At 67.1% G+C, this 22,246-nt stretch carries 21 protein-coding genes; 2 read left to right on the plus strand and 19 right to left on the minus strand.

What is annotated here, in order from left to right; genetic code table 11:
- Positions 1–6: 6 nt before the first annotated feature.
- A complete protein-coding gene (locus VFW69_RS07355) occupies positions 7–1,608 on the minus strand; it encodes an arylsulfatase (RefSeq protein ID WP_526499714.1) in 1,602 nt (533 codons plus the stop codon).
- A 121-nt stretch (positions 1,609–1,729) separates the two neighbouring features.
- Between VFW69_RS07355 and VFW69_RS07360 the strand changes: the two genes are divergently transcribed.
- The gene (locus VFW69_RS07360; RefSeq protein ID WP_526499668.1) at positions 1,730–2,749 is read left to right on the plus strand and encodes an NAD(P)H-dependent flavin oxidoreductase; all 1,020 of its coding nucleotides are present in this window, start codon (positions 1,730–1,732) and stop codon (positions 2,747–2,749) included.
- Positions 2,750–2,757: 8 nt separating this feature from the next.
- Here VFW69_RS07360 and VFW69_RS07365 read toward each other — a convergent pair whose 3' ends face one another.
- From VFW69_RS07365 to VFW69_RS07405, 9 genes are all read right to left on the minus strand, one after another.
- Entirely contained in the window at positions 2,758–3,579 is an 822-nt protein-coding gene (locus VFW69_RS07365) for a class I SAM-dependent methyltransferase (RefSeq protein WP_526499670.1), read from the minus strand.
- A 7-nt stretch (positions 3,580–3,586) separates the two neighbouring features.
- Entirely contained in the window at positions 3,587–4,855 is a 1,269-nt protein-coding gene (locus VFW69_RS07370) for an amidohydrolase family protein (protein ID WP_526499672.1), read from the minus strand.
- 110 nt (positions 4,856–4,965) lie between these two features.
- The gene (locus VFW69_RS07375) at positions 4,966–5,739 is read right to left on the minus strand and encodes a class II aldolase/adducin family protein (protein ID WP_526499674.1); all 774 of its coding nucleotides are present in this window, start codon (positions 5,737–5,739) and stop codon (positions 4,966–4,968) included.
- Positions 5,726–7,348, minus strand: coding sequence for a class I adenylate-forming enzyme family protein (locus VFW69_RS07380; RefSeq protein WP_526499676.1), 1,623 nt, complete (start codon positions 7,346–7,348; stop codon positions 5,726–5,728). The genes VFW69_RS07375 and VFW69_RS07380 overlap by 14 nt, the downstream gene beginning before the upstream one ends.
- Before the next feature lie 36 nt (positions 7,349–7,384).
- Entirely contained in the window at positions 7,385–7,672 is a 288-nt protein-coding gene (locus VFW69_RS07385; RefSeq protein ID WP_526499678.1) for a hypothetical protein, read from the minus strand.
- A 106-nt stretch (positions 7,673–7,778) separates the two neighbouring features.
- Positions 7,779–8,297, minus strand: coding sequence for a hypothetical protein (locus VFW69_RS07390; RefSeq protein ID WP_526499680.1), 519 nt, complete (start codon positions 8,295–8,297; stop codon positions 7,779–7,781).
- Positions 8,290–9,606: a molybdopterin-dependent oxidoreductase gene (locus tag VFW69_RS07395; RefSeq protein WP_526499682.1), complete on the minus strand. Its 1,317-nt coding sequence runs from the start codon at positions 9,604–9,606 to the stop codon at positions 8,290–8,292. Before VFW69_RS07395 ends, VFW69_RS07390 begins: the two co-directional genes overlap by 8 nt.
- A 176-nt stretch (positions 9,607–9,782) precedes the next feature.
- Positions 9,783–11,189 carry a fatty acid desaturase family protein gene (locus tag VFW69_RS07400; protein ID WP_526499684.1) on the minus strand — a complete coding sequence of 469 codons (1,407 nt, stop codon included), beginning with the start codon at positions 11,187–11,189 and terminating at the stop codon, positions 9,783–9,785.
- Between the two features lie 16 nt (positions 11,190–11,205).
- Positions 11,206–12,303, minus strand: a complete 1,098-nt coding sequence (locus tag VFW69_RS07405; RefSeq protein ID WP_526499686.1) for a ferredoxin reductase — start codon at positions 12,301–12,303, stop codon at positions 11,206–11,208.
- A gap of 251 nt (positions 12,304–12,554) precedes the next feature.
- Between VFW69_RS07405 and VFW69_RS07410 the strand changes: the two genes are divergently transcribed.
- A complete protein-coding gene (locus VFW69_RS07410) occupies positions 12,555–13,415 on the plus strand; it encodes a DMT family transporter (protein WP_526499688.1) in 861 nt (286 codons plus the stop codon).
- A gap of 14 nt (positions 13,416–13,429) precedes the next feature.
- On the opposite strand, the gene fadD1 is transcribed toward VFW69_RS07410, so the two are convergent.
- The 9 genes from fadD1 to VFW69_RS07455 form a co-directional block, all read right to left on the minus strand.
- On the minus strand, positions 13,430–15,049 hold the full coding sequence (fadD1, locus tag VFW69_RS07415; RefSeq protein ID WP_526499690.1) for a fatty-acid--CoA ligase FadD1: 1,620 nt from the start codon (positions 15,047–15,049) through the stop codon (positions 13,430–13,432).
- Positions 15,050–15,073: 24 nt separating this feature from the next.
- Positions 15,074–16,669, minus strand: a complete 1,596-nt coding sequence (locus VFW69_RS07420; protein ID WP_526499692.1) for a flavin-containing monooxygenase — start codon at positions 16,667–16,669, stop codon at positions 15,074–15,076.
- Positions 16,666–17,628 carry an alpha/beta hydrolase gene (locus tag VFW69_RS07425; RefSeq protein WP_526499694.1) on the minus strand — a complete coding sequence of 321 codons (963 nt, stop codon included), beginning with the start codon at positions 17,626–17,628 and terminating at the stop codon, positions 16,666–16,668. The genes VFW69_RS07420 and VFW69_RS07425 overlap by 4 nt, the downstream gene beginning before the upstream one ends.
- Positions 17,629–17,655: 27 nt before the next feature.
- Positions 17,656–18,057 (minus strand): Zn-ribbon domain-containing OB-fold protein, encoded by a 402-nt coding sequence (locus VFW69_RS07430; RefSeq protein WP_526499696.1) that lies wholly within the window; start codon positions 18,055–18,057, stop codon positions 17,656–17,658.
- A gap of 2 nt (positions 18,058–18,059) precedes the next feature.
- Positions 18,060–19,262 carry a thiolase family protein gene (locus tag VFW69_RS07435; RefSeq protein ID WP_526499698.1) on the minus strand — a complete coding sequence of 401 codons (1,203 nt, stop codon included), beginning with the start codon at positions 19,260–19,262 and terminating at the stop codon, positions 18,060–18,062.
- Positions 19,259–19,705: a MaoC/PaaZ C-terminal domain-containing protein gene (locus VFW69_RS07440; RefSeq protein ID WP_526499700.1), complete on the minus strand. Its 447-nt coding sequence runs from the start codon at positions 19,703–19,705 to the stop codon at positions 19,259–19,261. Before VFW69_RS07440 ends, VFW69_RS07435 begins: the two co-directional genes overlap by 4 nt.
- 15 nt (positions 19,706–19,720) lie before the next feature.
- Positions 19,721–20,221 (minus strand): MaoC family dehydratase, encoded by a 501-nt coding sequence (locus VFW69_RS07445; RefSeq protein ID WP_526499702.1) that lies wholly within the window; start codon positions 20,219–20,221, stop codon positions 19,721–19,723.
- The gene (locus VFW69_RS07450) at positions 20,218–21,336 is read right to left on the minus strand and encodes an acyl-CoA dehydrogenase family protein (protein ID WP_526499704.1); all 1,119 of its coding nucleotides are present in this window, start codon (positions 21,334–21,336) and stop codon (positions 20,218–20,220) included. The genes VFW69_RS07445 and VFW69_RS07450 overlap by 4 nt, the downstream gene beginning before the upstream one ends.
- A gap of 21 nt (positions 21,337–21,357) precedes the next feature.
- Positions 21,358–22,246: acyl-CoA dehydrogenase family protein (locus tag VFW69_RS07455; RefSeq protein WP_526499706.1), on the minus strand; the 889-nt coding region annotated here is incomplete at its 5' end.

Here is a 22,246-nt window from a genome sequence, read left to right on the forward strand (position 1 = left end):
GAGGGTTCAGAGTTGAACGTCATACACGGAGACGGGATCGAGGATCACGCCGGTCTCCTCGACGTAGCGATCCCACAGCGTCAGCAGCTCGGCCAGCTTGTCGGGCCGTGACTCGGCCAGATCGTCGATCTCGCCGAGGTCGGAAGCCAGGTCGTAGAGTTGCCAGCTGCCCGGGCCGTACGGTGCCGGCAGGTACAGCGCCTTCCAATCGCCCTGTCGGATGGCACGGCGGCCGAACAGCTCCCAGCCGGTACCGGCGTCGGCATCGTGCACGGTCTCGGCCGCGCCCGTCAGGTAATCCACCAGTGAGCGGCCGCGCATGGCGGCCACCTGGCGGCCCCGGTAGGACGTGCCCGGGTGCGTGGTCCCGGCCAGCTCCAGCAGGGTTGGCGCGATGTCCATGACGGTGCTGAACGCGGTGCCGATCTGCTGTTGCCGGGCGAAGCCAGGCCAGGTGACGAAGCCGGTGACGCGGATTCCGCCCTGGGTGGTGAACGCCTTGTGCAGGCGCGACGGCGCGGTGGCGGCCTGCGCCCACCGGGGGCCGTACCAGATGAACGACGTGGGCCGGCCGAGGTTGTCCAGGCTGTTGTCGCAATGCTTTTCGATTTGTGCGGCGATCTGCGGACCGCGCAGCGGCATCGCCTCCACGATCGCGCCCTCCGCGCCGTTGTCGGACATGAAGATGACGACGGTGTTGTCGAGTTCGCCGCTCGCCGAGAGGAAGTCGATCACCCGGCCGACGTTGAAGTCCATCCGGTCGACCATCCCGGCGTAGACCTCCATGCTGCGGGCCGACACCGCGCGCTGGTCGTCGGTCATGTCGGCCCACTCCGGTGCGCCGCCGGCCACCACCGGATGTGCGACGACATCGGGCGGGCACAGACCGAGCCGCTTGAGTGCGGCCAGGCGCTCCTTACGCAGCGCGTCCGGCCCGGCGTCGTAGCGGCCTCGATACTTCACAATGGATTCGTCGGGCGCCTGTAGGGGCCAGTGCGGGGCCTGGAACGGCAGATAGGCGAAGAAGGGCCGGTCATCGTCGGGAGCGCGCTCTTCCAGATACCGCAACAGTGTGTCGGTATAAAAGTCCGAGGAATAGAAGTCGTTGCCGACGGTGACGAATTGGTCATCTTCGGTGTAAAGCGTTGGCACGGGCGAGAATCCGCGCGCCGCCGAGCCGCCATAATGGCTGGCGCCGGCCGGCAGCAGGGCGAACGAGCGCTCAAAACCGCGCGCCCACGGCGAGGTCTCGATCGTGGCGCCCAGGTGCCATTTGCCCGACATCAGCGTCAGATAGCCCGCGTCGCGCAATAATTCCGGCAACGCGACGACCCGGTCGTTCAGATAGCCCTCGTACCCGGGCGCGCCGCGGAATTCCGGCGACGCGACCTCGAGCATCGTGCCGATGCCGGCGATGTGGTGGTCGGTTCCGGTCAACAACATCGCCCGGGTCGGTGAGCAGGCCGGGGCCGAGTGGAAATCGGTGAGCCGGATACCCGCGTGGGCCAGCCGATCGAGGTTGGGCGTCTCGATCTCGCCGCCAAACGCGCCGATGTCGGAGAACCCGAGGTCGTCTGCAACGATCACGAGGAAGTTGGGGCGCGTCACGCTCATGGATCCTGCCAGGTCCGTGGCCGGGGCGGAATGCTGCCGCACCGGCTCGACGCCGATATTGTCGAGGCAGGCACCATCAAGGTCTACGGCCGCGGAACAGCGAAAGGGCATGAAGATGTTGGCGCAGTTTGGAATGTCCATTCCGCTGGTGGCGGCTCCGATGTCGGGCGGACCGACCACCCCGGCCATGGTGTCGGCCGCCACCCGCGCGGGCGCACTGGGCTTGCTCGCGGCGGGATACAAGACCGTCGAGGCCATCGAGGCCGAGATCAAAGCCGTTCGCGCCGAGGGAATTTCATTCGGGGTTAACGTCTTCGCACCCAATCCGGTGCCGGTCGACCCGCAGCGTTACCACGCTTATGCCGCGACCATCCAGGCCGAGGCCGACCAGTTCGGGCTGACGTTGCCACCCGAGCCCATCGAGGACAACGACAGATTCGACGAGAAGATCGGGCTGTTGCTCGACGACCCGGTTCCGATGGTGTCGTTCACGTTCGGCATTCCGCCGCGCGACGTGATCGCCGCGCTGCAACGCGCCAACAGCGTTGTGGTCCAGACCGTCACCACGGCCGACGAGGCGGCACAGGCGCACGACGCCGGCGTCGACATGCTCGCCGTGCAGGCGGCCGCCGCCGGCGGCCATTCCGGCACCCTCGCGCCGCAGCGGCCGTTGACGCCGGTCCCGATCGCCGAATTGGTGAGGCAAGTCGTCGCGAAGGTGCCCCTGCCGGTGATGGCCACCGGCGGGCTGGCCACCCCCGCCGCGGTGGCCGAGGTGATCCGCGCGGGTGCGGCCGCGGCCGCCGTGGGCACCGTGCTGCTGCGCGCCACCGAAAGCGGCGCCTCGGCCACTCATCAGGCGGCTCTGGTCGATCCCGCCTACACCGAGACGGTGCTGACCCGAGCGTTCACCGGCCGGCCCGCCCGCGGCCTGCGCAACGCGTTCATCGACGCTCACGAAGCGGAAGCGCCGGCGGGTTATCCCGCCATCCATTACCTGACCAGCCCGCTGCGCAAGGCCGCGGCGGCGGCGGGCAAGCCGAACTACGTCCACCTCTGGGCGGGCACCGGATACCGGCACGCGACCGCGGAGCCCGCGTCCGACATTCTGTGCCGGCTGGCATCCGACTTGTGACCGGCTAGTCAGTATTCGAAGCGGTTGAGTACGTCGTAACGCCGACCGGCTGTCATCCACATCAACTGGTAGATCAACCGCACGGCGGCCGATGGGATTCGCTTGTAGTCGGCCAGCACGGGTGTCTGCTCGAGGAATCGCAATCGCGGATTCCAGGTCGCAATCTCGCGCACGTCCCGGATGCCCCACTTGATGATTCCTCTGGTGAAGAACTTGGACATCAGCGGCGCCCGGGCCGAGAGCGTGTCGAAATGCATTTCGCCGCCGGCGAATCGGTCGGTCAGGCGCTGCAGCAGCCGCCGCACTTCGTGGTCGTGCAGGTACATCAGCAGGCCCTCGGCAACGATCAGTGTCGGACGACCGGTCGGGGCTTGATCGAGCCACTGCAGTTCGGTGACCGACGAGCCGATCATCCGGTAGCACTCGGTGTCGTCATAGAGCCTACGCCGGAGCCCGATCACAGTCGGTTGATCGACGTCGAGCCACCACACCGTCGGTGGTACGGCCAGCCGGAAGGCGCGCCCGTCGAGGCCGCAACCCAGATGCAGCACAACGGCATCCGGATGGGCAGCGAGGAAGTCGGCGCACCAGTCGTCGAGCTGTCTGGCCCGCAGCGCAACCAGGTATTGATTGACCGCCGGCAACGACATCCGATGAATTCTTTTGAAGTCATACGCGATCCGGTCGACCGCGTCCGCGGCCGGCCCATCCCCCAGAATCGGCCGCTCCGTGCGGCTTTCATGAGCGCGCAGATACAGGGTCACGAGGTTCGTCCACTCCACCGAGCCCCAGGGCACGGAATTGAAGTCGACTTTGTCCGTCGCGGTCATGGCTGGGTCAGAACGCCTCGGGATTCTGTTGCACCTCGGCGGGCACCGGGTGCTGGTATAGGCGAGAGGCGTTCTCCCAGCTGAATTTCCGGATGACATCGGCCGGTAGAGCACCGATTTGCTCATGAATGGTTTGTTGGGTGTGCGGCCACGTCGAGTCGCAATGTGGGTAGTCGGCTTCCAGCATGATGTTGTCGACACCTATCCGGTCGCGCTGCACGAATGAGGACTTGTCTTCGACCGCGCAGAACCAGAAGTTGCGCGTCAGCACCTCCGCGGGCGTCAGCGGCTCACCGAGCGCCTGCCAGGTGCCGTACATCGCGTGATAACTGAGCATGTGGTCGAGGCGATCGAGCAGCCCCGCCACCCAACCGATTCCTCCTTCGGACAGGCAGATCTTGAGGTCGGGGAACCGGCTGGGCAGTCCGGAGTACAACCAGTCGACCGCGGCGGAAATGGCGTAGGCGAAAAACAGCACACCCTGTACGTCCGGTGGCGCGTCCGCTGTGGTAGACGGTGCCGATCCGGACGAACCGATGTGCAGATTCACCACGGTGCCGGTCTCGGCGCACGCGGCCATAAGCGGATCCCAGTGGTCGGAGTGAATGCTGGGCAGCCCGAGCATTGCCGGGTTCTCGCTGAAGGTGACGGCGTGAAAGCCGCGCTCGGCGTTCTCGTGGATCATCTTCGCGCCGAGTTCGGGATCGAGCAGCCACGGCAATTGGCAGGGAATGATCCGGTCGGGATACGAGCCCGCCCAGACGTCGAAATGCCAGTCGTTCCAGGCCCGCACCGAGGCCAGCGCCAGGTCGCGGTCGCTGGTCACCTGCTGCAGCCGTTGGCCGGCGAAGCCTGGCAGGAACGACGGGAAGTTCAACGAGGCGTAGATGCCGTTGAGGTCCATGTCCTTGACCCGGGCATGGATATCCCACGCGCCCTTGCGCATTTCGTCGAATCGGACGGGCTCGAAACCGTATTCGGCCACCGGCCGTCCGACCACCGCGTTGAAGCCGACGTTGGGCAGTTCCTTACCGTCATAGATCCACGTCTGTCCCCCGCTGTCGGTCTCGACGACTTTGGGCGCCCGGTCCGCGAACTTGCGGGGCAGGCGGCCGGTGAAGGTTTCCGGGGGTTCGACGATGTGATCGTCCACCGAGATCACCGTGTAGCGGCGCCCGGCCCGGGGCGGATCTGGCAGAAAGGTGACCGAGCGCTCGGTGCCGGTCTTCGCCGTGGTGAAGTTCAGGTCGCTAGCCAGCTCGTCGATCGATTTCACTCGTCAATCTCCTTGCGGGGCGGTGTTGTTGGGCGCCAACTGACGGCATTCAGTGTGCGGTGACGGCGGCGTTTGTCGGCGTGTCGCCGCCGTGGGTGCACACTCGACGTTCAGGTGAGCACGTCGGCGTCGGCCTTGATGGTCATGCGCGCCGCCCCGGCCCAGTACACGTCGGCCGCGCGCTCGATCAGCGACCGTTGCATGCCGGCCATGTCCGACCAATTCATGGCCACCGGATCCTTCCCGGTAAGCATGACGTCATGGGCCAGCTTGCAGACTCGCTCGATGGATGCCGCGCGGTAAACGGCTTCGGGCAGGTTGCGGCCGGTCGCGATGACGCCGTGGTTGGCCAGGATCGTCAGGTTGGCGCCGCCGATCCGGGCGGCGAGCTCCGCGGCGCGCGCGGGGCTGTCGATTTCGCCATCGTAAGTGTCGACCAGGCACAGGTCTTCGAGGAAGAGCGAACCGGTCTGGTGCACCAGTTCGGGCAGTCTGCCCAACGCGGCGAGCACGCAGACGTAGTACGGGTGGTTGTGGATCACCACCCGGGCGTCGTCGCGCACCCGGTGCAGTTCGGTGTGAATGTGGATGGCCGGGGTGACGTCCCAGCGCCCGTTGACCACGTGCGCGTCGCCGTCGACCACGCAGATATCGGACGCGGTGATCTCCTGCCACCACAGTCCCCACGGGTTGACGAACATGTCGGTCTGTCCGTCGAGCTGCCAGGTGATGTGCCCGGCCATGTTCTCGGCGAACCCGATCCCGGCCAGGTGGCGGAAGGCGATGGCCATCGCCTGCTCGTTGGAGAGGTCGACGCCGACGGGGGGAACCACCGACGGCGCCCAGACTTCCAACCCGCCGCGGCGTGCATTACGAGCGTTCATGACCAGCCTCCATTCTGGCTCCAATATCCTCGCGCAGCCGGCCTTTGGCTATCTTTCCGCCGGATGATCGGGGCAGCTCGTCGACAATGATGAGCCGCTCGGGCAGCAGCTCCTTGGAAACCCCCAACGCCAGCAGGTGTTCGATGAGTCCTTGCAGGTCGACGTTGGCGGAGTCGGTGAGTTCGGCGTAGAGGCAGACCTTTTCGCCGAACACCGGGTCCGGCATGGCGACCGCCGCCGCTATCGCGATGGCGGGATGCGTCATGACGGCGTCTTCGACCTGGCTCGCGCTGATGTTCTTGCCGCCGCGCACGATGAAATCGGACGTACGCCCGGTGACGCGCAGGTAGCCCTCGGCGTCGATTTCACAGATGTCGCCCATGCGCATCCACCCGTCGCGGGTGAACAGCTTGTCGTGGTCGGTGCCGCCGAGGTAACCGAGGCTGGTCGCCGGACCCCGGCAGGCGGGCTGACCGCGCCCCGTCGCGGTCACGTCGCGGTCTCCGTCGAGCAGCCGCACCGACATTTCAGGGATCAGACGCCCGCCGGTGCGCAGCCGCTGCTCGCGCGAGTCGTCGACGGTGGTCGCGCTGAGCATCCCGGTCTCGTTGGAACCGTAGAACTGCAGGATTTTGGCGCCGGTGAGTTCCTCGAACTCGACCGCGGGCCGATACGGCAACGCCTCCCCGCCGGTGTAGACGACGCGCAACGAACTGAGGCCGTAGCCGCGGCTGGCCGGGTCCGCCATCAGCATGGTCAATTGCGTGCTGACGCAACATAGTACGGTGACCTTGTGCCGGGCTATTGCCTCGCAGGTCGCTTTGGTGGTGAACCGGTCCAGAATCACCGCGGTGGCGCCGAGGTAGATCGGGGTGGTATGGCTGGTCCACAGCCCGAACCCGAACGGGGTGGGAATGACCGGCAGGAATACCTCGTCTCTCGTCAGCTGCCCGTTGACGACGGCCTTCTGGTGGAAGTAGTGCCAACGGTTCTGGGTGTGCACGACGCACTTGGGCAGCCCGGTTGTCCCGGACGTCGAGTTGATCAGGAACACATCGTCGGGACCGAGTTCGCAACCGGGCGCCAACGCCTTGGGCTCGGCATCGACATCGAGGCGGAGCGTCCCGGCGTCGCGGCTCAACACCATCCCGGGCACCCGCAGTTCATTGGCCACATCCGCGGCGGCCCCGGTGCGGGCCAAATCGCTGATCAGGATTTTCGGTTGGGCGCTGCGCAGGATCGCCGACGCCTCGCGGGTGCCGGCGCGTGCGCCGATGCCGACAATCACCGCCCCGCAGCGTTCGATCGCCACGAACAGCACGTGAATGGCAGCGGAGTCGCCGTGCCATACCGCTACCCGATCACCGCGGGCGACGCCAATTCCGGCCAGTGCCTCGGCTAATTGCGTAGCCGTACAGTCAAACTCACGCCAGGTGAACGCCGGTCCGCCGTAATCCAGATAGGCGGGGCGATCCGGTGTCCGTTGGGCGTTGCGACGCACCGCATCCGAGAGCGTCGAATCGCCCCACCAGCCGGCGGCACGAAACCGGGCCGAATCCTCGTCGGTGAATGCCGGCGAGCCCACGGTTTCCAGCCCACCGGCGCTCATCACCAAATGATAGGAAAGCCGTCAGCGGTTTCGGCGCTAGGGATTCGGCGGGGCGGGCGCGGCGTGCTGATTGTTGTCGACGCTCGGGCGGCGCGGGTGCGGCGAAGGGCAGGTGACATTGCGAATGCACCCGCAATTGAGCCCGATGATGCAGCCGCCTCCCCCGACCGGTTGCACCGGCACGGCACCGCCCGGAGCCGGTGGCGCGACCGATGAACTGGCGATGGCCGACGGCGCGGTGCCGGACGCGAGACCGGCCGCCAAGACAAACGCGGCCACGGACCCGCACAGCGCGGCACGTGTCGTGGCGTTCGGGGTCCCCATAAGGCACAACAGTAATTGCCCGTCGGTACACGCGCAGGTCACGCGGCCGGGCTACGAGCACACTCCAAGGATTCTTCAAGCAACGCAGAAGGTTGCGGTTGCCTCATCATCCCCGGCAAGTAGGCCGGTGCGGCCGCGCCCGCCGGCGCGCCATTGCCAGCCTTAGGCTGTAGGCGCCGGCGCTGACCACGAACATCGCGGCCGTCAACAGCAGCCATCGACCGAGAAACGGGTCCTGGGTCTGACCGGTTGCGGCCCGGTAGGTGGTGGCACCCTGCTTGACGATGCCGGGCAGGAACACCAGCAGCGTCAGGCCCGCGCCCAGCGCGGGCACCCGGAGGTAATTGAGCGCCGGCGCACCGGCTTCGGCGCGCTCCGGAGAAGGCCGGGCACGCCTGCATGACAGCAGCCGGTCGACGCAGGCATAGACGGGAAATAGCACCAGGTCGTGGGCGATGATGGCCGCGGCGAACCACACGATGATCGACTGCCACCACACGTGCGGATTCCACAGCGTGACCGGTTTGATGACGGTGATGACGTAGCCCAGCAGTGCGAATCCGGCGATCATCGTCAGCAGGTGCAGGGGGTGCGATCCGTAGATCCGCGCGAAGGCGCTACGCATGTGCGGCCGTCCGAAAGGCAATGGAGGACACCCATTTCGTGTTGTGCACGCCGGGTAGCGCGGGCACGATGATCCGTGCGGGGAAGCCGTGATCCGGGGACAGGTCGGTGCCGTTCACGCGCAGCGCCAGCAGCGCGTCCGGGTGCAGCACCTGGTTGCGTTGCAGCGTTGCGTTGGCGAAGGCACCGGAGCGTTCCAGCGACGACACCCGCGCGGACTCCGGTGCCGGCACGCCGGCCAACTGGGCGAGGTCACCCAGTCGCACGCCAGTCCACGTTTGGGTGGTCGACCAGCCTTCGACGCAGGCGATCGGCAGGACGGCCGTGTGCTGCGGCATCGCCAGCAGGGCCGCGCGGTCCAGCGTCAGCGGGTGGGGGCCGCCGTTCAGGGTGAGCCGCCAGCGCTCCACCGTGTCCGGGGCGGAGATGCCGGCCGCGGCCGCGGTTCGGTTGACCTGGAAGTCCTCGGGTCCGTCGCCGGGGCGGCGCCCGCGCGGCAGTAGCAGGGCGGCGGGCCGGGCGCAGCCACCCAGCGTCTGCCCTGCGGTGAGGAACGCCAGGAAAAGGGCACCGCCGCCCACCAGCGCCAGGGCGCCGCGGCGGCTCATTGTGGCCGGGCGGGGTTCGGCAGCGACAAGTCCGTCGGGCTGCCACGGCTGGGCTTTGGTGTCGGCGCGCCCGGTGCGCAGCACGTCACGCAGCGACAGCGAGTGCAGACCGGCCCACATGCGCCGGCCCTTGATCGCGACGTGCATGACGAAGCCGGTGATGAATACCCACGCGCCGAAGTAGTGCGCGGTGTAGAAGCTGAAGCCGAAGATGTAGTCGTACTGGATGTTCAGCACGCCGGTCACAATCTCGAACAGGATCCCGCCGACCAGCATCAGCAGCGAAACCCGTTCCAGCAGTTGGGCAATCGAGCGCACCGGTGGGAAAACGAAGAGTCGGGGGATCACCGACCACAGCTTGGCCAGCACCACCGGGATGAGGATGAGTCCGAGCCCGACATGAAGTCCCTGGGTCAGCCGGTACAGCCACGACGGATTGGCGGGCCAGTCGAAGGTCGGCAGCTTGAGCCAGCCGACGTCGGTGGGGATGGCCTGGCCCAACCGCGGCCCGTATGCGATGTAGGAGAGCAGGCCGGTGAGAATGACGATCGGCATCGTCACTAACAGCACCGAGCCGAACACCGACGTCAGCCACGATCCCCGCAACGGGCTGCGCCACAGCCGGGCGACATCACCGCGGGTTTTCCTCGCCGCATCCCTGTCATCGGTAGCGGGTGTGTCGGTCGTCTTCGTTTCCCTCATCCGTCCCCAAGCCGCGCTGCGCGAGCACGTCTGCCGTGCCGTCAACGATCATTCACGACGGGGTGATGAATTGGGTTCATTTTTGACCGCTCGGGGCCGAGCGTGGGCCCCACCTGCGCGAACGGTGCCTGATTCGTACCTACGCCTCACAGTCGGTGCGGGAGCACGTCGGGGTGTCAGTCCTCGCCGCGCGGCGGCGGCTGCACCTCGACGCCGGTGGAGTCGTGTTCGGGACCCGCGGACGGGTGCTCGGCGGGCACCCGGTCACGGGAACGGGTGGCCTCGCTCCGCCGCTCGGGATCGGGCCGATGGACCTTGCCCTGGTACGGACCGGGCTTCGGCCGGGGCTTTCCGCCCGGGAAAGCCAGGCGGAAGATGCTGCGGTGCACCGTCCCCCATTGCTTCGAGAAACGGCCGGAGTTGTACGGCAACTCGTAGCGCTCGCAGATGTCCTTGACTTGCGGCGCGATCTCCGAGTATCTACTGCTCGGCATGTCCGGGTAGAGGTGGTGCTCGACCTGGTAACCGAGATTGCCGCTGATGAGGTGGAACAGCGGGCCGCCGTCGATGTTCGCGGCGCCGAGCAATTGGCGTACATACCAACCGCCCCGTGTCTCGTTCTCAGTTTCCTCCTGCGTGAACGTATAGGTCTGGTCGGGAAAGTGGCCGCAGAAGATGATCGCGTGGGCCCAGATGTTGCGGATGACATTGGCCAGGGCGTCGGCGGCCAGCGTGCGCAGATAGGTGCTTTCCACACCCGGCGCGACTTTGTCGAGAAAGTCGGCCGCCGCACCGACGCGACCGCCGTTCGACACCCTGCGGAGCCTCCTGGCGACGCGGGACTGCGCCGGCTGCTCGAGCCGGCCACGCGAGGCCAGCTGGACAAGCGCGAATGCGCCGGCGCTGATCAGGGGCCAGCCGAGGTAGTCCTTGACGATCTGCGCGCGAGCCTTCACCCCGATGCCCTTCAGGTCCTTGCGCACTTCCGACCAGGGCTTCTCGCGCTTACGGATGGCATCGATGTCCAAATCGTGCACGGCCACGCCCCATTCGAACAGCAGCGTGAGCAGCAGGTTGTAGATCGGCTGGAACAGGAAGCGCGGCGCCCATTTCTGGTTGGGGTCGATCCGCATGATCTCGTAGCCGAGATCCTTGTCCTTGCCGAGGATGTTGGTGAACGTGTGGTGGATGTAGTTGTGGGAGTGCTTCCACGACTCGGCGGTCGACGCGGTGTCCCAGTCCCAGACCGAGGAGTGGATGTCGGGATCGTTCATCCAATCCCATTGACCGTGCATCACATTGTGGCCGATCTCCATGTTCTCCAAGATCTTTGCCATGGAGAGACAGGCGGTGCCCAGCAGCCACGCAGTCTTTGAGCGCGATGCCAGCAAGAGCACCCGGCCGGCCACCACGATCTGACGCTCTGCCGAGATGACGTTTTTGATGTAGCGCCGGTCGCGGTCGCCTAGATCGGCGAACACGTCATCGTGGATCGCGTCGAATTCCTTCGCGAGTTTTTCGAGTTCTTGTTCCCCAAGTCGGGACAGCGGGCTCTCCCCGGCCCTCTTCACGGCAGTTGTCATAAGCCGCTCCTTTCGATCAGAGTTCGAGTTCGACGTCGCCCTCGGCGGTGTTGATGCAGATCCGCACGTCCTGACCCGTGGGTTCGATCACGTCACCTGAGCGCAGGTCGCGCATCTTGCCCGACTTCAGCGTCCCCACACAGGTATGGCAGATTCCAATGCGACAGCCAAAGGCAAGGTTGAGACCGGCCTTTTCACCCGCCTCGAGAATCGATGTGCCGCCGTCGCATTCGACTTCCTTGTCGCTGTCGAGGAAGCACACCGTGCCTCCCTCGCCGGCGTTGGCGTCACCGCCGATCTTGGGTTGGAACCGTTCGAAGTGCAGGCAGTCGCAATCCCCGTTTTCTTCCCAGTGCTCAATAAGGGCGTCGAGCATTTCACCAGGACCCGAGCAGAACGCCTCGCGCTCGCGCCAGTCCGGGCACACGTCGTCCAATTCGCCGGGCGTGAGTCGCCCCTGTTCGGAGGTGAGGCGCAGATCCAGCCGCATTCCCTCGTGGCGTTCCTCGAGCTCTTCCAGGGCGGCCAGGAACATGGCCTGCTCGCGGGTCCGCGCGGAATGAATGACCACCGCGTCGCGCAATTCGTCGCGATGGTCGAGGTCGCGCAGCATGCTGATGATCGGCGTGATGCCACTCCCGGCGCTGATGAACAGCAGCTTGGCCGGCACGGGATCGGGCAGCGTGAAAACGCCTTCGATTTCGCCCAGCCGGACCAGATCCCCCGGCTCAATCTTGTGCACGAGATACGGCGATACGACGCCGCTGTCGACCCTCTTCGGCGTGACGCTGATCAGCCCGTCTTCGGGCCTGGGGTCCGAAGTCAGCGAGTATGCGCGCCAGTGGTAGACACCGTCGATCACCACGCCGAGGCGTACGTACTGACCGGGCTTGTGGCCGGGCCACTCGTATCCCGGGCGAATCAGAACGCTGGCTGCTTCCGATCCTTGGGCCTCGATGCCTTCGACCTTCCCGCGCAGTTCCTTGGTGGTCCACAGCGGATTGATCATCTCGAGGTAATCGTCGGGCTGTAGCGGGCTGAACAGCCGGCGCACCGCTCGCAGGAACAACCGACGTCCTCGGGGGACGCGGGGCTCGGCACCACGTTCAGCCATAGCGCCAGAGTACACAGTTGTGCACCGACTCTAAACGTCGTTTTGAATGTCGTTGTCGCACAGAGCTCGACATACGCCCAACACGCGCACGGATGCCAATCAACCGTTCACTGGCCGCGCGCGCTCGATTCGGGCTGTTGCGATGGATACCTGTGAGGTGCCCACGGCGCCGGCCAACCAAACGTTTGTTCAGGGGTTTTGGCGGGTCAGGCGCCGCAGGGGCCGGTTGCCGCGACGCCTAGTGTCGGTGGATGCTGATCGGCTTCCTGCTCGCGCTGGGCTGCTCGCTTTGTTACGGGACGGCGACCGTGCTACAAGCGGCCGGCACGCGATCCGTGGAAGCGGGCAGCGGCTCGGGTGTCGACGCGGTGTTGCTGTTGCGGGCGGTCCGGCAGTGGCGCTATCTGGTCGGGGTCGGCCTCGACGTCGTCGGGTTTGCGCTGCAGGTCGCCGCCCTGCGCCTGGTCCCGATCTATGTGGTCGCGGCGGCGCTCGCCGCCTCGATCGCGGTCACCGGCGTCGTCGCCGCATGGGTGTTGTCGGTGCGCTTGTCGCCGGCTGAGTGGACGGCCGTCGGCGTCGTCTGCGCCAGCCTGGTCGTCCTCGCCCTCGCCGCCGGACCGGGTCACTTTCGCCACGCCCCGGCCGGGCTCGGTTGGGCACTGCTGGGCGTGGTGGCCGCGATGTTCGTCGGCGGTGCGGCGGCCGGGCATCTGCCCCACCGCGCCCGTGCACTCGCACTGGGGCTGGGCGCCGGAACTGGATTCGGCGTGGTCGAGGTGGCCGTGCGCCTGATCGACGCGATCGATCCCACCAAACGCTCGTTTTACACCAACCCCGCCCTGTACGCGGCCGCCGCGGGGGGCGCCGCGGGATTTCTATTGCTCACCTCCGCGTTGCATCGCGGGTCGGTGACCACGGCCGTCGCAGGAATGGTGGTGGGTGAAACACTGGCCCCCGCGTTCGTCGGGGTGGTGTGGCTGGGTGATACCGCGCGCCCCGGGCTTGGCTGGCTGGTGATCGCGGGGTTCGCCGTCGCCGTGTGCGGAACTCTGGTCCTGGCGCGCTTCGGCGAAGCGCCCCAACCTGCCCCAGCCGAGAAAGCGGGCTGAGGCCGCAAGCCAGCTCATGATCCGAGGGTGGATGCCCCCGGACGACCGACGGCGGTTTCGCCCACCGGCGCATAGCCGGTGCTACGTGCGGACCGCGTCCACAAAATGCCGTCCTGTGCGGTGACACCCGCGGCGATCAGCGCACGCTTGAGGATCTTGTTCGTCGCGGTCGCGGGCAGCTTATCGTTGATGCGCACATAACGCGGCCATGCCTTCGGGGACAGGTCGGCCTGCCAGGCAAGGAATTTCTCGAAATCATCCGGGCTCAGGCTTGCCCCGGGCCGCAGCACCAGGGCCGCCATCACCTGGTCGCCCACCCGGTCGTCGGGGACCGCATATATGGCGACCTGGCTGATTTCGGGCAGCCGCGCCAGAATCCGCTCGATCGGGCCGGCCGCCAGGTTCTCCCCGTCCACCCGCATCCAGTCGGCGGTCCGCCCGGCGAGATAGATCCAGCCGTCCGCGTCGCGGTAGGCCAGATCACCCGACCAGTACATCCCGTGCCGCATCCGCTCGGCGGTGGCGCCCGGATCGTTGTAGTAGCCGGCGAAGGGCCCCGCACCCCGGGTGTTTACCAGCTCGCCGACGGCCTCGTCGAAGTTGGTCAACGCTCCGTGCGCGTCGAACCGCGCGACCTCGCACTCCCGCAACGTGGTCGAGTTGTAGATGCTCACCCCCGGATACGGCTTACCGATGGACCCGGACGGGGTGTTATCTTCGCGCACCACGATGACCGCGAATTCACTGGAGCCAAAGCTGTCGATCACCCGGCACCCGAAACGCCTTGCGAATTCGGCGATATCGCGATCGGTGGCCTCGTTGCCGAACGCCACCCGCAAGGTGTTCTCTGCGTCGTCGGGGCGTTCGGGGGTGGATAGGATCAATGCCAGCGGCTTGCCGACGTAGTTCAGGTATGTCACCCGGTAGCGGCGGACGTCGCCGAGAAAGCGGGACGGCGAAAACCGCGCCGGCACCATGGTGGCCCCGCAACCGATGGCGACCGCCCACCCGGCGGCGACACCGTTGGAATGGAAGAGCGGCATCGACAGGTAGCAGACGTCGGCGGCGGTGACGTCGTATTGATAAATAAGGCTGGTACCGCACATGATCGCCATGCCATGGGCGAATCGGACCACCTTCGGGTCGCCGCTGGTGCCCGAGGTGAAGATCATCATCAGAGTGTCGGCGGATGTGACCTCGCGGACCGGGACCAGCGCTGGCGCGGCCGCGACGGCTTCGGCGTAGCGCTCGCCGGTCACATCGAATACCTGAATACCGTTGAGGTCCAACCCATCCAGCAGCTCGAGATGCTCGGGGTCGACGAGCAGCATCTGGCAGTCGGATCGCCGGATGTCGCTCAGCAATCCGGCTCCGCGCCGCGTGGTGTTGATCCCGCACAACACGTAGCCGCCGAGCGCGGCCGCGGCCATGGCCCGCAACATCGCCGGCGAGTTACCCAGCAGGGCGCCGACGTGCAGCGGTCGTGCCGTGTCCGCGAGCGCGATGAGCGCCGCGGCCTCCGTCTCGGCCTCGGCGAGGTGCTCGCGCCAGGTCCAGGTCTCCTCGCCGTGGGCGATGGCCGGGGTGTCGTCGCCGCGACGCTGCCGCAATAGCTGTTGAACCGTCTCCAGCACGCAATCACTTCCTCTTCGACGTCGTCATCGGGTGGTGAGCACCAGCCCCGCGTAGTTGTTGCGGGCCACCTCGTCGCAGTGGCGCCGGTAGGTGCCGAAGCCGCCGATGTAGGGCATGAAGACCCGCTTCTTGCCCTCGATGTTGGCGCCCAGGTACCAGGAGGATGCCGCCTTGGGGAACAGCGTCCGCTCGGCCGCCTGGGCCGCGTGCTGGGTCCAGGCGAGCGCCGCATCGCGGCGTGGCTCGACCTCGCTCACCCCCTGCTGACGCGCGGTCCGCACCAGCTCGGTGACCCAGTCGACCTGAACCTCGGCGTGCAGCACCATGTTCGCCAGCACCGACGGGGCGCCCGGCCCGCTGATGGTGAACAGGTTCGGCAGCCCCGGCACCATCAGGCCGAGGAAGGTCACCGGGCCGTCCGCCCAGACGTCGCGCAGTCGTTGTCCCCCTGGACCTTTCGGGTCGATTCGGGTCAACGCCCCGGTCATGGCGTCGAAACCGGTCGCGAAGACCAGCACGTCGCATGGGTATGTCGTCTCGCCCGTTCGTACGCCATCGGCGGTGATCGCTTCGATGGGCTCGCGGCGCAGGTTGACCAGCCGAACATTGTCACGGTTGAACGTGATGTAGTAGCCATCGTCGGTGCAGATCCGTTTGGTTCCGATCGGGTGATCGACCGGGATGAGATCCGTTGCGACGACGGGATCGGCGACGATCTCCCGGATCCGCTCCTCGGCGAAGGTCCTGGCGACATCGTTGGCGGACAGGTCGCTGGTCTGGTCGGGGAAGGTTTTGGCGAACAGGACGCCGCCTTCGCGCCAGCGCTTCCACAGCGCCTCGGACCGCTCATGAACATCGGTGTCGAGGGCATTCTTGTGGTAGGTGCCATGCGGTGTGCCCGCCGCCGCGTAAGCGGAGGTCCGGCGACGCTCGGGGTAGTGCTCCTGGATTTCTCGCTGTTCCTCTACCGACCATGGCCGGTTGGGCATCGGGATGGTGTAGTTCGCGGACCGCTGGAATACCACCAGACTTGCCGCGTTTGCGGCGATGATCGGCGCCACCTGGATGCCGGACGATCCCGTGCCGATCAGGCCCACCCGCTTGCCGCGCAGCTCGGGATCTTCGCGGGGCCAGGCGCCCGTAAAATACACCTCACCCGAGAAATCTTGGGCGCCCGGGATATTCGGCCGATTCACCGCCGACAGGCAACCGGTTGCGCACAACAGAAACTGCGCGGCGAACGCGTCCCCGGTCGCGGTGTCGACATGCCAGCGGCCCCGCTCGAACGTGGCGCTTACGGCGTCCACGCCGAATCGATAGTGGCGCCGCAGGTCGAAGCGGTCGGCGACGTGCCCCAGGTAGGCCAGGATCTCCGGTTGGGCGGCGAAGCGTTCGCTCCACTGCCAGCTCTGTTGCAATCCTTCATCGAAAGAGTAGGAATAGTCCACACTTTCGACGTCGCAGCGCGCGCCCGGGTAGCGGTTCCAGTACCAGGTGCCGCCCACGTCGGGTGCGGCCTCGATCGCGGTCACCGAGAGGCCCGACGAGGCGGCCCGGTGCACGGCGTAGAGCCCGGCGAACCCGGCGCCGATGACGATGACGTCACTGACTTCGGTCACGACACCGCGCTCCGGTCAGCCGGATGCAGCAACTCGCGCAGGTCGGCGCAGACCAGACGCTGGGCCGACGCCGCCGGTGGAAACGCTTGCATCGTCATGAAGCCGTGGAACAGCCCGGGAAAGTCGCGGTGCACGACGGGCACTCCCGCGTGGCGCAACCGGCGCGCGTAGTCGCAGCCCTCGCTGTGCAGGGGATCGCGCCCGGCGGTCACGATCACCGCCGGCGGCAGGCCCGCATGGGTGTCCGCGCGGGCCGGGGCCACCAGATACGGCGGATCGAAAACCGTTTGTGCGCCTAGGTATTGGTGCCAGTACCACTCCATCGCGGCGCGAGTGTTGAAGTACCCGGTGGCGTAGCGCTGATAACTGTCGGTGTCGAACGTCGGATCGATCGCCGGGTAGATCAGCAGCTGCGCTGCAGGTGGTGTGACGCCGCGGTCGCGGCAGAGAATGGCGGTGACCGCGGCCAGGTTGCCGCCGGCGCTATCACCGCCAACGATGGTGCGTGCCGGGTCGATGCCCAGATCGCCGGCATGCTCGACCGCCCAGCGGAACGCCGCGAACGCGTCGAGCACCGCCGCCGGGGCGGGATGCTCGGGGGCCAGGCGATAGTCGACCGAGACCACGACGGATCGGGTGCCCAGGGCCAGGGCCCGGCAGAATCCATCGTGAGATTCGATGTCGCAGATGACGAATCCGCCCCCGTGGTAGAACACGATCGCGGCGCGGTCCCCCGACGCGGCACCGTGCGGCTCGTAGACGCGTACCGGCACCGTCCCGTCGTGGCCTGGAACCGTGCGGTCGGTGGCGCTGCGGACGTCGTCGAGGTTGTCGACCGGCATGCGTCGCTCGGCCACCGCGGCGCGCGCCTGCGGGGCGGTCATGTTCTCGACGCGCGGGAATCCGGCGTTCAACTGGTCGAGCAGCGCCTGCACTACGCCGTTGAGCGGGTCGTCCATGTGTACCTCCGACCTCGTCGCCCGAGGTCATGCGGGCCGATATTTCAAGAGCGTGATGCCCTCTTCAGGCAGATCGTAGAACACCGGCTCCACCCGCATCCCGATCCGGATGTCGCCCGGGTCGACGTCCACCAGCTCGGTGCTGAATTTCGGTCCGGCATCCCACTGCACCACCGCGGGCAGCTGCGGCAGCGCGTCCTCCCACGGGGGGCCGGTGGGCCGGCGGGCGATCGTGAAGGTGTACAACGTTCCGGCGCCGTCGATTTCGCGCCATTCCAGGTCGTCGGCCAGTGTGCCCGGGGCCAGCGTGCGCGGATAGAACACGTAACGCTGTGACGACGGCGAGTACTGCACCAGGATCCGGTGCTGCGCCAGGCCGTCCCAGAACGGCTGCGAGACCGGCGTGGGCTCGGGGACCGGATGGCTCATGCCTAGTCTCCCTGCATCAGCAGTGCGACCTGTTCGCTCATGATGCCGCCGTTGCCGGTCACGAACGCCGTGTGGCAGTCAGGCACCTGCGCGTCGCCGGCCCGACCCATGATCTGGCGTGCACCGTCGGCCACATGGTGCATGCCGCCGGCCATGCCGGCCTGACCGAAGGACAGCTGGCCGCCCGCGGTGTTGAGCGGGAAGTCGCCGCGGTAGGTCAGGTCGCGCTCGCTGATCCACGACATGCCTGCGCCTTTCGCGCAGAATCCGGCGTCCTCCAGGCTCATCAGCACCGTGATGGTGTAGCAGTCGTAGATCGACGCGACGTCGACATCGGACCGGCTCAGCCCGGCCATCGCGAACGCCCGGTCGGCGGCGCGCGCGATCGGCGTGGACAGCAGGTCCTCGGCGTAGGTCGGGGTCTTGAAGGCGATGTGTTCGCCGAAGCCCCTGATCCACACGGGGCGGTTGCGGCCGCGGCGGGCGATGTCGGCATTGGCGATCAGCACGCCCACTCCCCCGTGCACGCGCATCACCGTTTCCAGCATGTGAATCGGGTCGGCGATCATCGGGCTGCCCAGCACGTCGTTCACCGTGATGGGGGTGCCGTGAAACACCGCGCCGGGATGGGCACACGCGTTGGTCCGTTGATCGACGGCGATCTTGGCGACCGCGGCGGGGTCGTAACCGAATTCCGCCGCATAGCGCTGGGCGATCTGTGCGTAGGGCGCATTCTGGCCCACGTTGCCGTAGGGGATCTCGAATTCGGCCTGCGGCGAGCCATAGTTGTTCGAAGACGCCCCATACCAATTCGGGCCGGGTGCGGGTCGCCGCTCGGACTGGGGCACCGACGCCGATCCGGGTACGACGGCGAGCGCCGCGTCGCAGATGCCGAGTTCGACGGCAACCGCCGCCCGCCAAATCATTCCGGCGGCGGTGGCACCGCCGAGATCGACTCGCTCACCGAAATCCAATGGCAGACCCAGGTATTCGCACAGGGTGGCCGGTGCGAACATGGCCGACTCGGCGACGCCGTGGGTCAGCAGGCCGTTGATGCACCGGGAATCGACTCCGGCGTCCTCGATCACCATCTTCGCCAGCACCGCGTACTGGTCGAGGGTGAACAGCGGTTCGCGGGTGGGACGCCGTTCGGCGGGCAACTCCGCGATGCCGACGATGGCCGCCTCGCCGCGCAGCCCGGTCACGGCTGGGCTCCCCGCATCGGCAGTTCGACGGTCGCGGTCCCCGGCATCAGGATCGTGTCGTCGCGGCGACCGGCGATGACGAGATCGACCAGCCCGGTTCCCTTGTCGCTCAGCCGTTTACCGCTGACCTCGCCCTCGAAGCGCAGCGACTCGCCGGGATACGCGACCGCCCGGTTCTGCACCGAGAAAGACACCAGTCGCCCGCGGCCGCCGATCCAGCCGCCGAGGGCGCGGGCCAGCAGCGCCGCCTGAAGCGGGCCGTGGACCAGGACGTTGTCGTAGCCTTCGGCCTCGCGTGCCCACTCTTTGTCGTAGTGGATCCGGTGGCCGTTGTAGGTGGCGGCGCTGAAGAAGAACATCTGGGTTTCGTCGACGGTGACGGTCAGCGTGGGAATGCGCTCGCCGACGGCGATGTCGTCGAAAAAAGGCTGCTGATCGGTCATGGCGCGCACACCTTTCTAGGGACGGGCGATCATCGATGTCGACGCTTCGGCCAGCAGGTCGCGATGCTGGTTGCGGTACACCGTGTGCCAAGTGACGAGAACGAATGTGCCGGAGCGGCCCTGCTTTTCGACGATCGAGGAGATGGTTCGGACCATTTCGATCTCGTCGCGGTGATAGGCCGGCAGGTGAAACGTGAAGCTCTCCCCGCCGGCCATCCGCTTGGGGGCTCGGGGAAACGCCAAACTGCCCGAAACCGCGCCGGACGATCCGTCGGGACGCAGCGACTCGAGCGGCGATACGCCGAGGATCGCGTACTGCAGAAACAGCGGAGGGCAGATGATGTCGCGATATCCATTGGCCCTGGCGTAATCCGGGTCGAAATACAGCGGGTTGTGGTCGCCGACCGCCGCCGCCCAGCGTTGCCAATCGCGCCGGTTCAACTCCCCGGTCGCCGAGGCGGCGACGGTACCCACGCGCGATGCCGATTCCGCGTCGATCAAACTGTCCTCGCTCAACGGCCTTCCCCTTCGTCTGTCTCGTCGTGCAGGCTCTGTTCAAGCCAGCCGGCGGCGACGTCGGCTACGCCGCCGAAAGTCGAACCGAGCCGTGCCCGCTCGCTCCACAGGTGCAGGTCGGTCTCGGTGACATACCCCATGCCACCGTGCAGTTGATGGGCGTCCAGCGTGATCAGCCGGGCAGCGGTGGCCGCGTGCATGCGCGCGATGGCCGTCTCCCTGGTCGCGACTCGGCCGCGACCCAGCCAGCACACCGCCGCGTGCGCGGCCAATCGCGCGGCTGCCACGGCGATGTGCATGTTGGCGATCAGATGCTGGGCGGCCTGAAACGACGCTATGGGCCGGCCGAATTGATGACGCAGCTTGGTGTAGTCGACGGTGCGGTCCAGCACGGCCTGGCCGACGCCGACCAGGTCGAGTGATCCCAGCGCCACGGCGGTGTTCGCGAGTCGACGCAGCGCCGGTGCGGTGACCGCATCGAGCACCGCGTCGGTGACGACGTCGTCGAAGCGCAGCGTGAATGCCCGGAGCCCACCGGCGATGTCGAGCGGTTCGACGCTGACATCGCGGATGTCGACGACGAAGACGAGGGGGCGCTCGTCCGCCGCGGCTGACACCACGATGAGGTCGGCGATGTCGGCATCGAGGACGTAGTCCGCGGTTCCGTTGAGCCGCCAGTGTCTTGCGGCGCGATCGGCGTGCAGCGCGGGGGCGACGAGGGCGGCGTCGCGTGCGTTCGAGAGCGCGGTGGTGGCCCGCGCCCTCCCGGACGCGAGCGACGGTAGCCAGCGGGCCTTGACGTCCGGGGAGCCGAGCTGGTCTATGGCCAGCGCGGCCTGAACGCTGCTGTGCACTGTCGTCGGACACAGCGCGCGACCGGCCTCGGTGTAGAAGACGGCGAGGTCGTCGAGGGAGCCGCCGGCCCCGCCGTACTCCTCGGTGATGGCCAGGCCGAAGACGCCCGCATCGGCCAGCGCCTTCCACAATGCGGGCGTGCGGCGGTCCGCGCCGGGCCTGGCGAGGGCGCGCACGAGACCGATGGGGTTCTCGGCGGCGAGCAGTGCGCGCAAGGCCGAGGCGAACTCGCGCTGTTCGGCGGTGGGGATCGTCTTCATCTGCGGACTGCGGGCTCGGAGTCAGCGTCCATAAGAGGGCATTCCGTGCCCGCGCTGCGCGATGATGTCGCGCAGCACCTCGTTGGTACCCCCGCCGAAGCGCATCAGCGGGGCGGCCCGGTAGAGCCGCTCGAATTTGCCTGCCAATGGGGCCTGTTCGCTGCGATGCGCCAACAGGCCGTCGGGGCCGAGAAGGTCGAGCGCCAGGTCGGCGATGCGCTGGCGCAGCTCGCTGGTGAACACCTTTTCGACGCTGACCTCGACGGTGGGTATCACGCCGGAATCCAGGATCGATGCCGCCTCGTAGCCCATCAGAACGGCCACCGCGACGTCGGCCTGGGCCTGCACCAGCCGCCGGCGAAGCGACGGATCGTCGGCGGGCACGCTCCCGTCGCGCCGCGGGCGTCGCGCCAGCTCGTGCAACTCCTCGACGGCGCGGCGCAGGTCTCCGGCGTTGGTCAGCGCCCCGCGTTCGAGATCGAGCGCACCCGTGATGTAGGTCCAGCCACGGTTGACCTCGCCGACCAGGTTGGTGACCGGCACCCGCACGTCACGGAAGTACACCTCGTTGGTGCGATAGCCCGACCACGCGTACAGCGGGCGGATTTCGACGCCCGGGCTGTCGATCGGCACGATGATGACCGAAATGCCGCGATGGCGAGCACCACTCGGATCGGTACGGACGCAGAGCCATTCGTGCGTGGCCCGCTGGGCGCCGCTGTTCCAGATCTTGGTGCCATTGATCACCCATTCGTCGCCGTCCCGGGTGGCGCTGGTCCGCAGGCTGGCCAGGTCGGTTCCCGCATCGGGCTCGGAATAGCCTACCGCGCAGATCATTTCGCCCCTCGCGATCAAGGGCAGCCATTCGGTTTTATTGCGCTCGGTGCCGTGCCGCATGATCATGGGGGCC

The sequence above is a fragment of the Mycobacterium sp. genome (genome assembly GCF_036273375.1).
Classification (GTDB): Bacteria; Actinomycetota; Actinomycetes; order Mycobacteriales; family Mycobacteriaceae; genus Mycobacterium.

What these genes read in the sequence shown, in the direction of transcription:
- VFW69_RS07360 (WP_526499668.1), top strand. Translation starts at nt 1,730, where the DNA reads ATGTTGGCGCAGTTTGGAATGTCCATTCCGCTGGTGGCGGCTCCGATG.
- VFW69_RS07365 (WP_526499670.1), bottom strand. Translation starts at nt 3,579, where the DNA reads ATGACCGCGACGGACAAAGTCGACTTCAATTCCGTGCCCTGGGGCTCG.
- VFW69_RS07375 (WP_526499674.1), bottom strand. Translation starts at nt 5,739, where the DNA reads ATGAACGCTCGTAATGCACGCCGCGGCGGGTTGGAAGTCTGGGCGCCG.
- VFW69_RS07380 (WP_526499676.1), bottom strand. Translation starts at nt 7,348, where the DNA reads ATGAGCGCCGGTGGGCTGGAAACCGTGGGCTCGCCGGCATTCACCGAC.
- VFW69_RS07385 (WP_526499678.1), bottom strand. Translation starts at nt 7,672, where the DNA reads ATGGGGACCCCGAACGCCACGACACGTGCCGCGCTGTGCGGGTCCGTG.
- VFW69_RS07390 (WP_526499680.1), bottom strand. Translation starts at nt 8,297, where the DNA reads ATGCGTAGCGCCTTCGCGCGGATCTACGGATCGCACCCCCTGCACCTG.
- VFW69_RS07395 (WP_526499682.1), bottom strand. Translation starts at nt 9,606, where the DNA reads ATGAGGGAAACGAAGACGACCGACACACCCGCTACCGATGACAGGGAT.
- VFW69_RS07400 (WP_526499684.1), bottom strand. Translation starts at nt 11,189, where the DNA reads ATGACAACTGCCGTGAAGAGGGCCGGGGAGAGCCCGCTGTCCCGACTT.
- VFW69_RS07405 (WP_526499686.1), bottom strand. Translation starts at nt 12,303, where the DNA reads ATGGCTGAACGTGGTGCCGAGCCCCGCGTCCCCCGAGGACGTCGGTTG.
- VFW69_RS07410 (WP_526499688.1), top strand. Translation starts at nt 12,555, where the DNA reads ATGCTGATCGGCTTCCTGCTCGCGCTGGGCTGCTCGCTTTGTTACGGG.
- VFW69_RS07425 (WP_526499694.1), bottom strand. Translation starts at nt 17,628, where the DNA reads ATGGACGACCCGCTCAACGGCGTAGTGCAGGCGCTGCTCGACCAGTTG.
- VFW69_RS07430 (WP_526499696.1), bottom strand. Translation starts at nt 18,057, where the DNA reads ATGAGCCATCCGGTCCCCGAGCCCACGCCGGTCTCGCAGCCGTTCTGG.
- VFW69_RS07440 (WP_526499700.1), bottom strand. Translation starts at nt 19,705, where the DNA reads ATGACCGATCAGCAGCCTTTTTTCGACGACATCGCCGTCGGCGAGCGC.
- VFW69_RS07450 (WP_526499704.1), bottom strand. Translation starts at nt 21,336, where the DNA reads ATGAAGACGATCCCCACCGCCGAACAGCGCGAGTTCGCCTCGGCCTTG.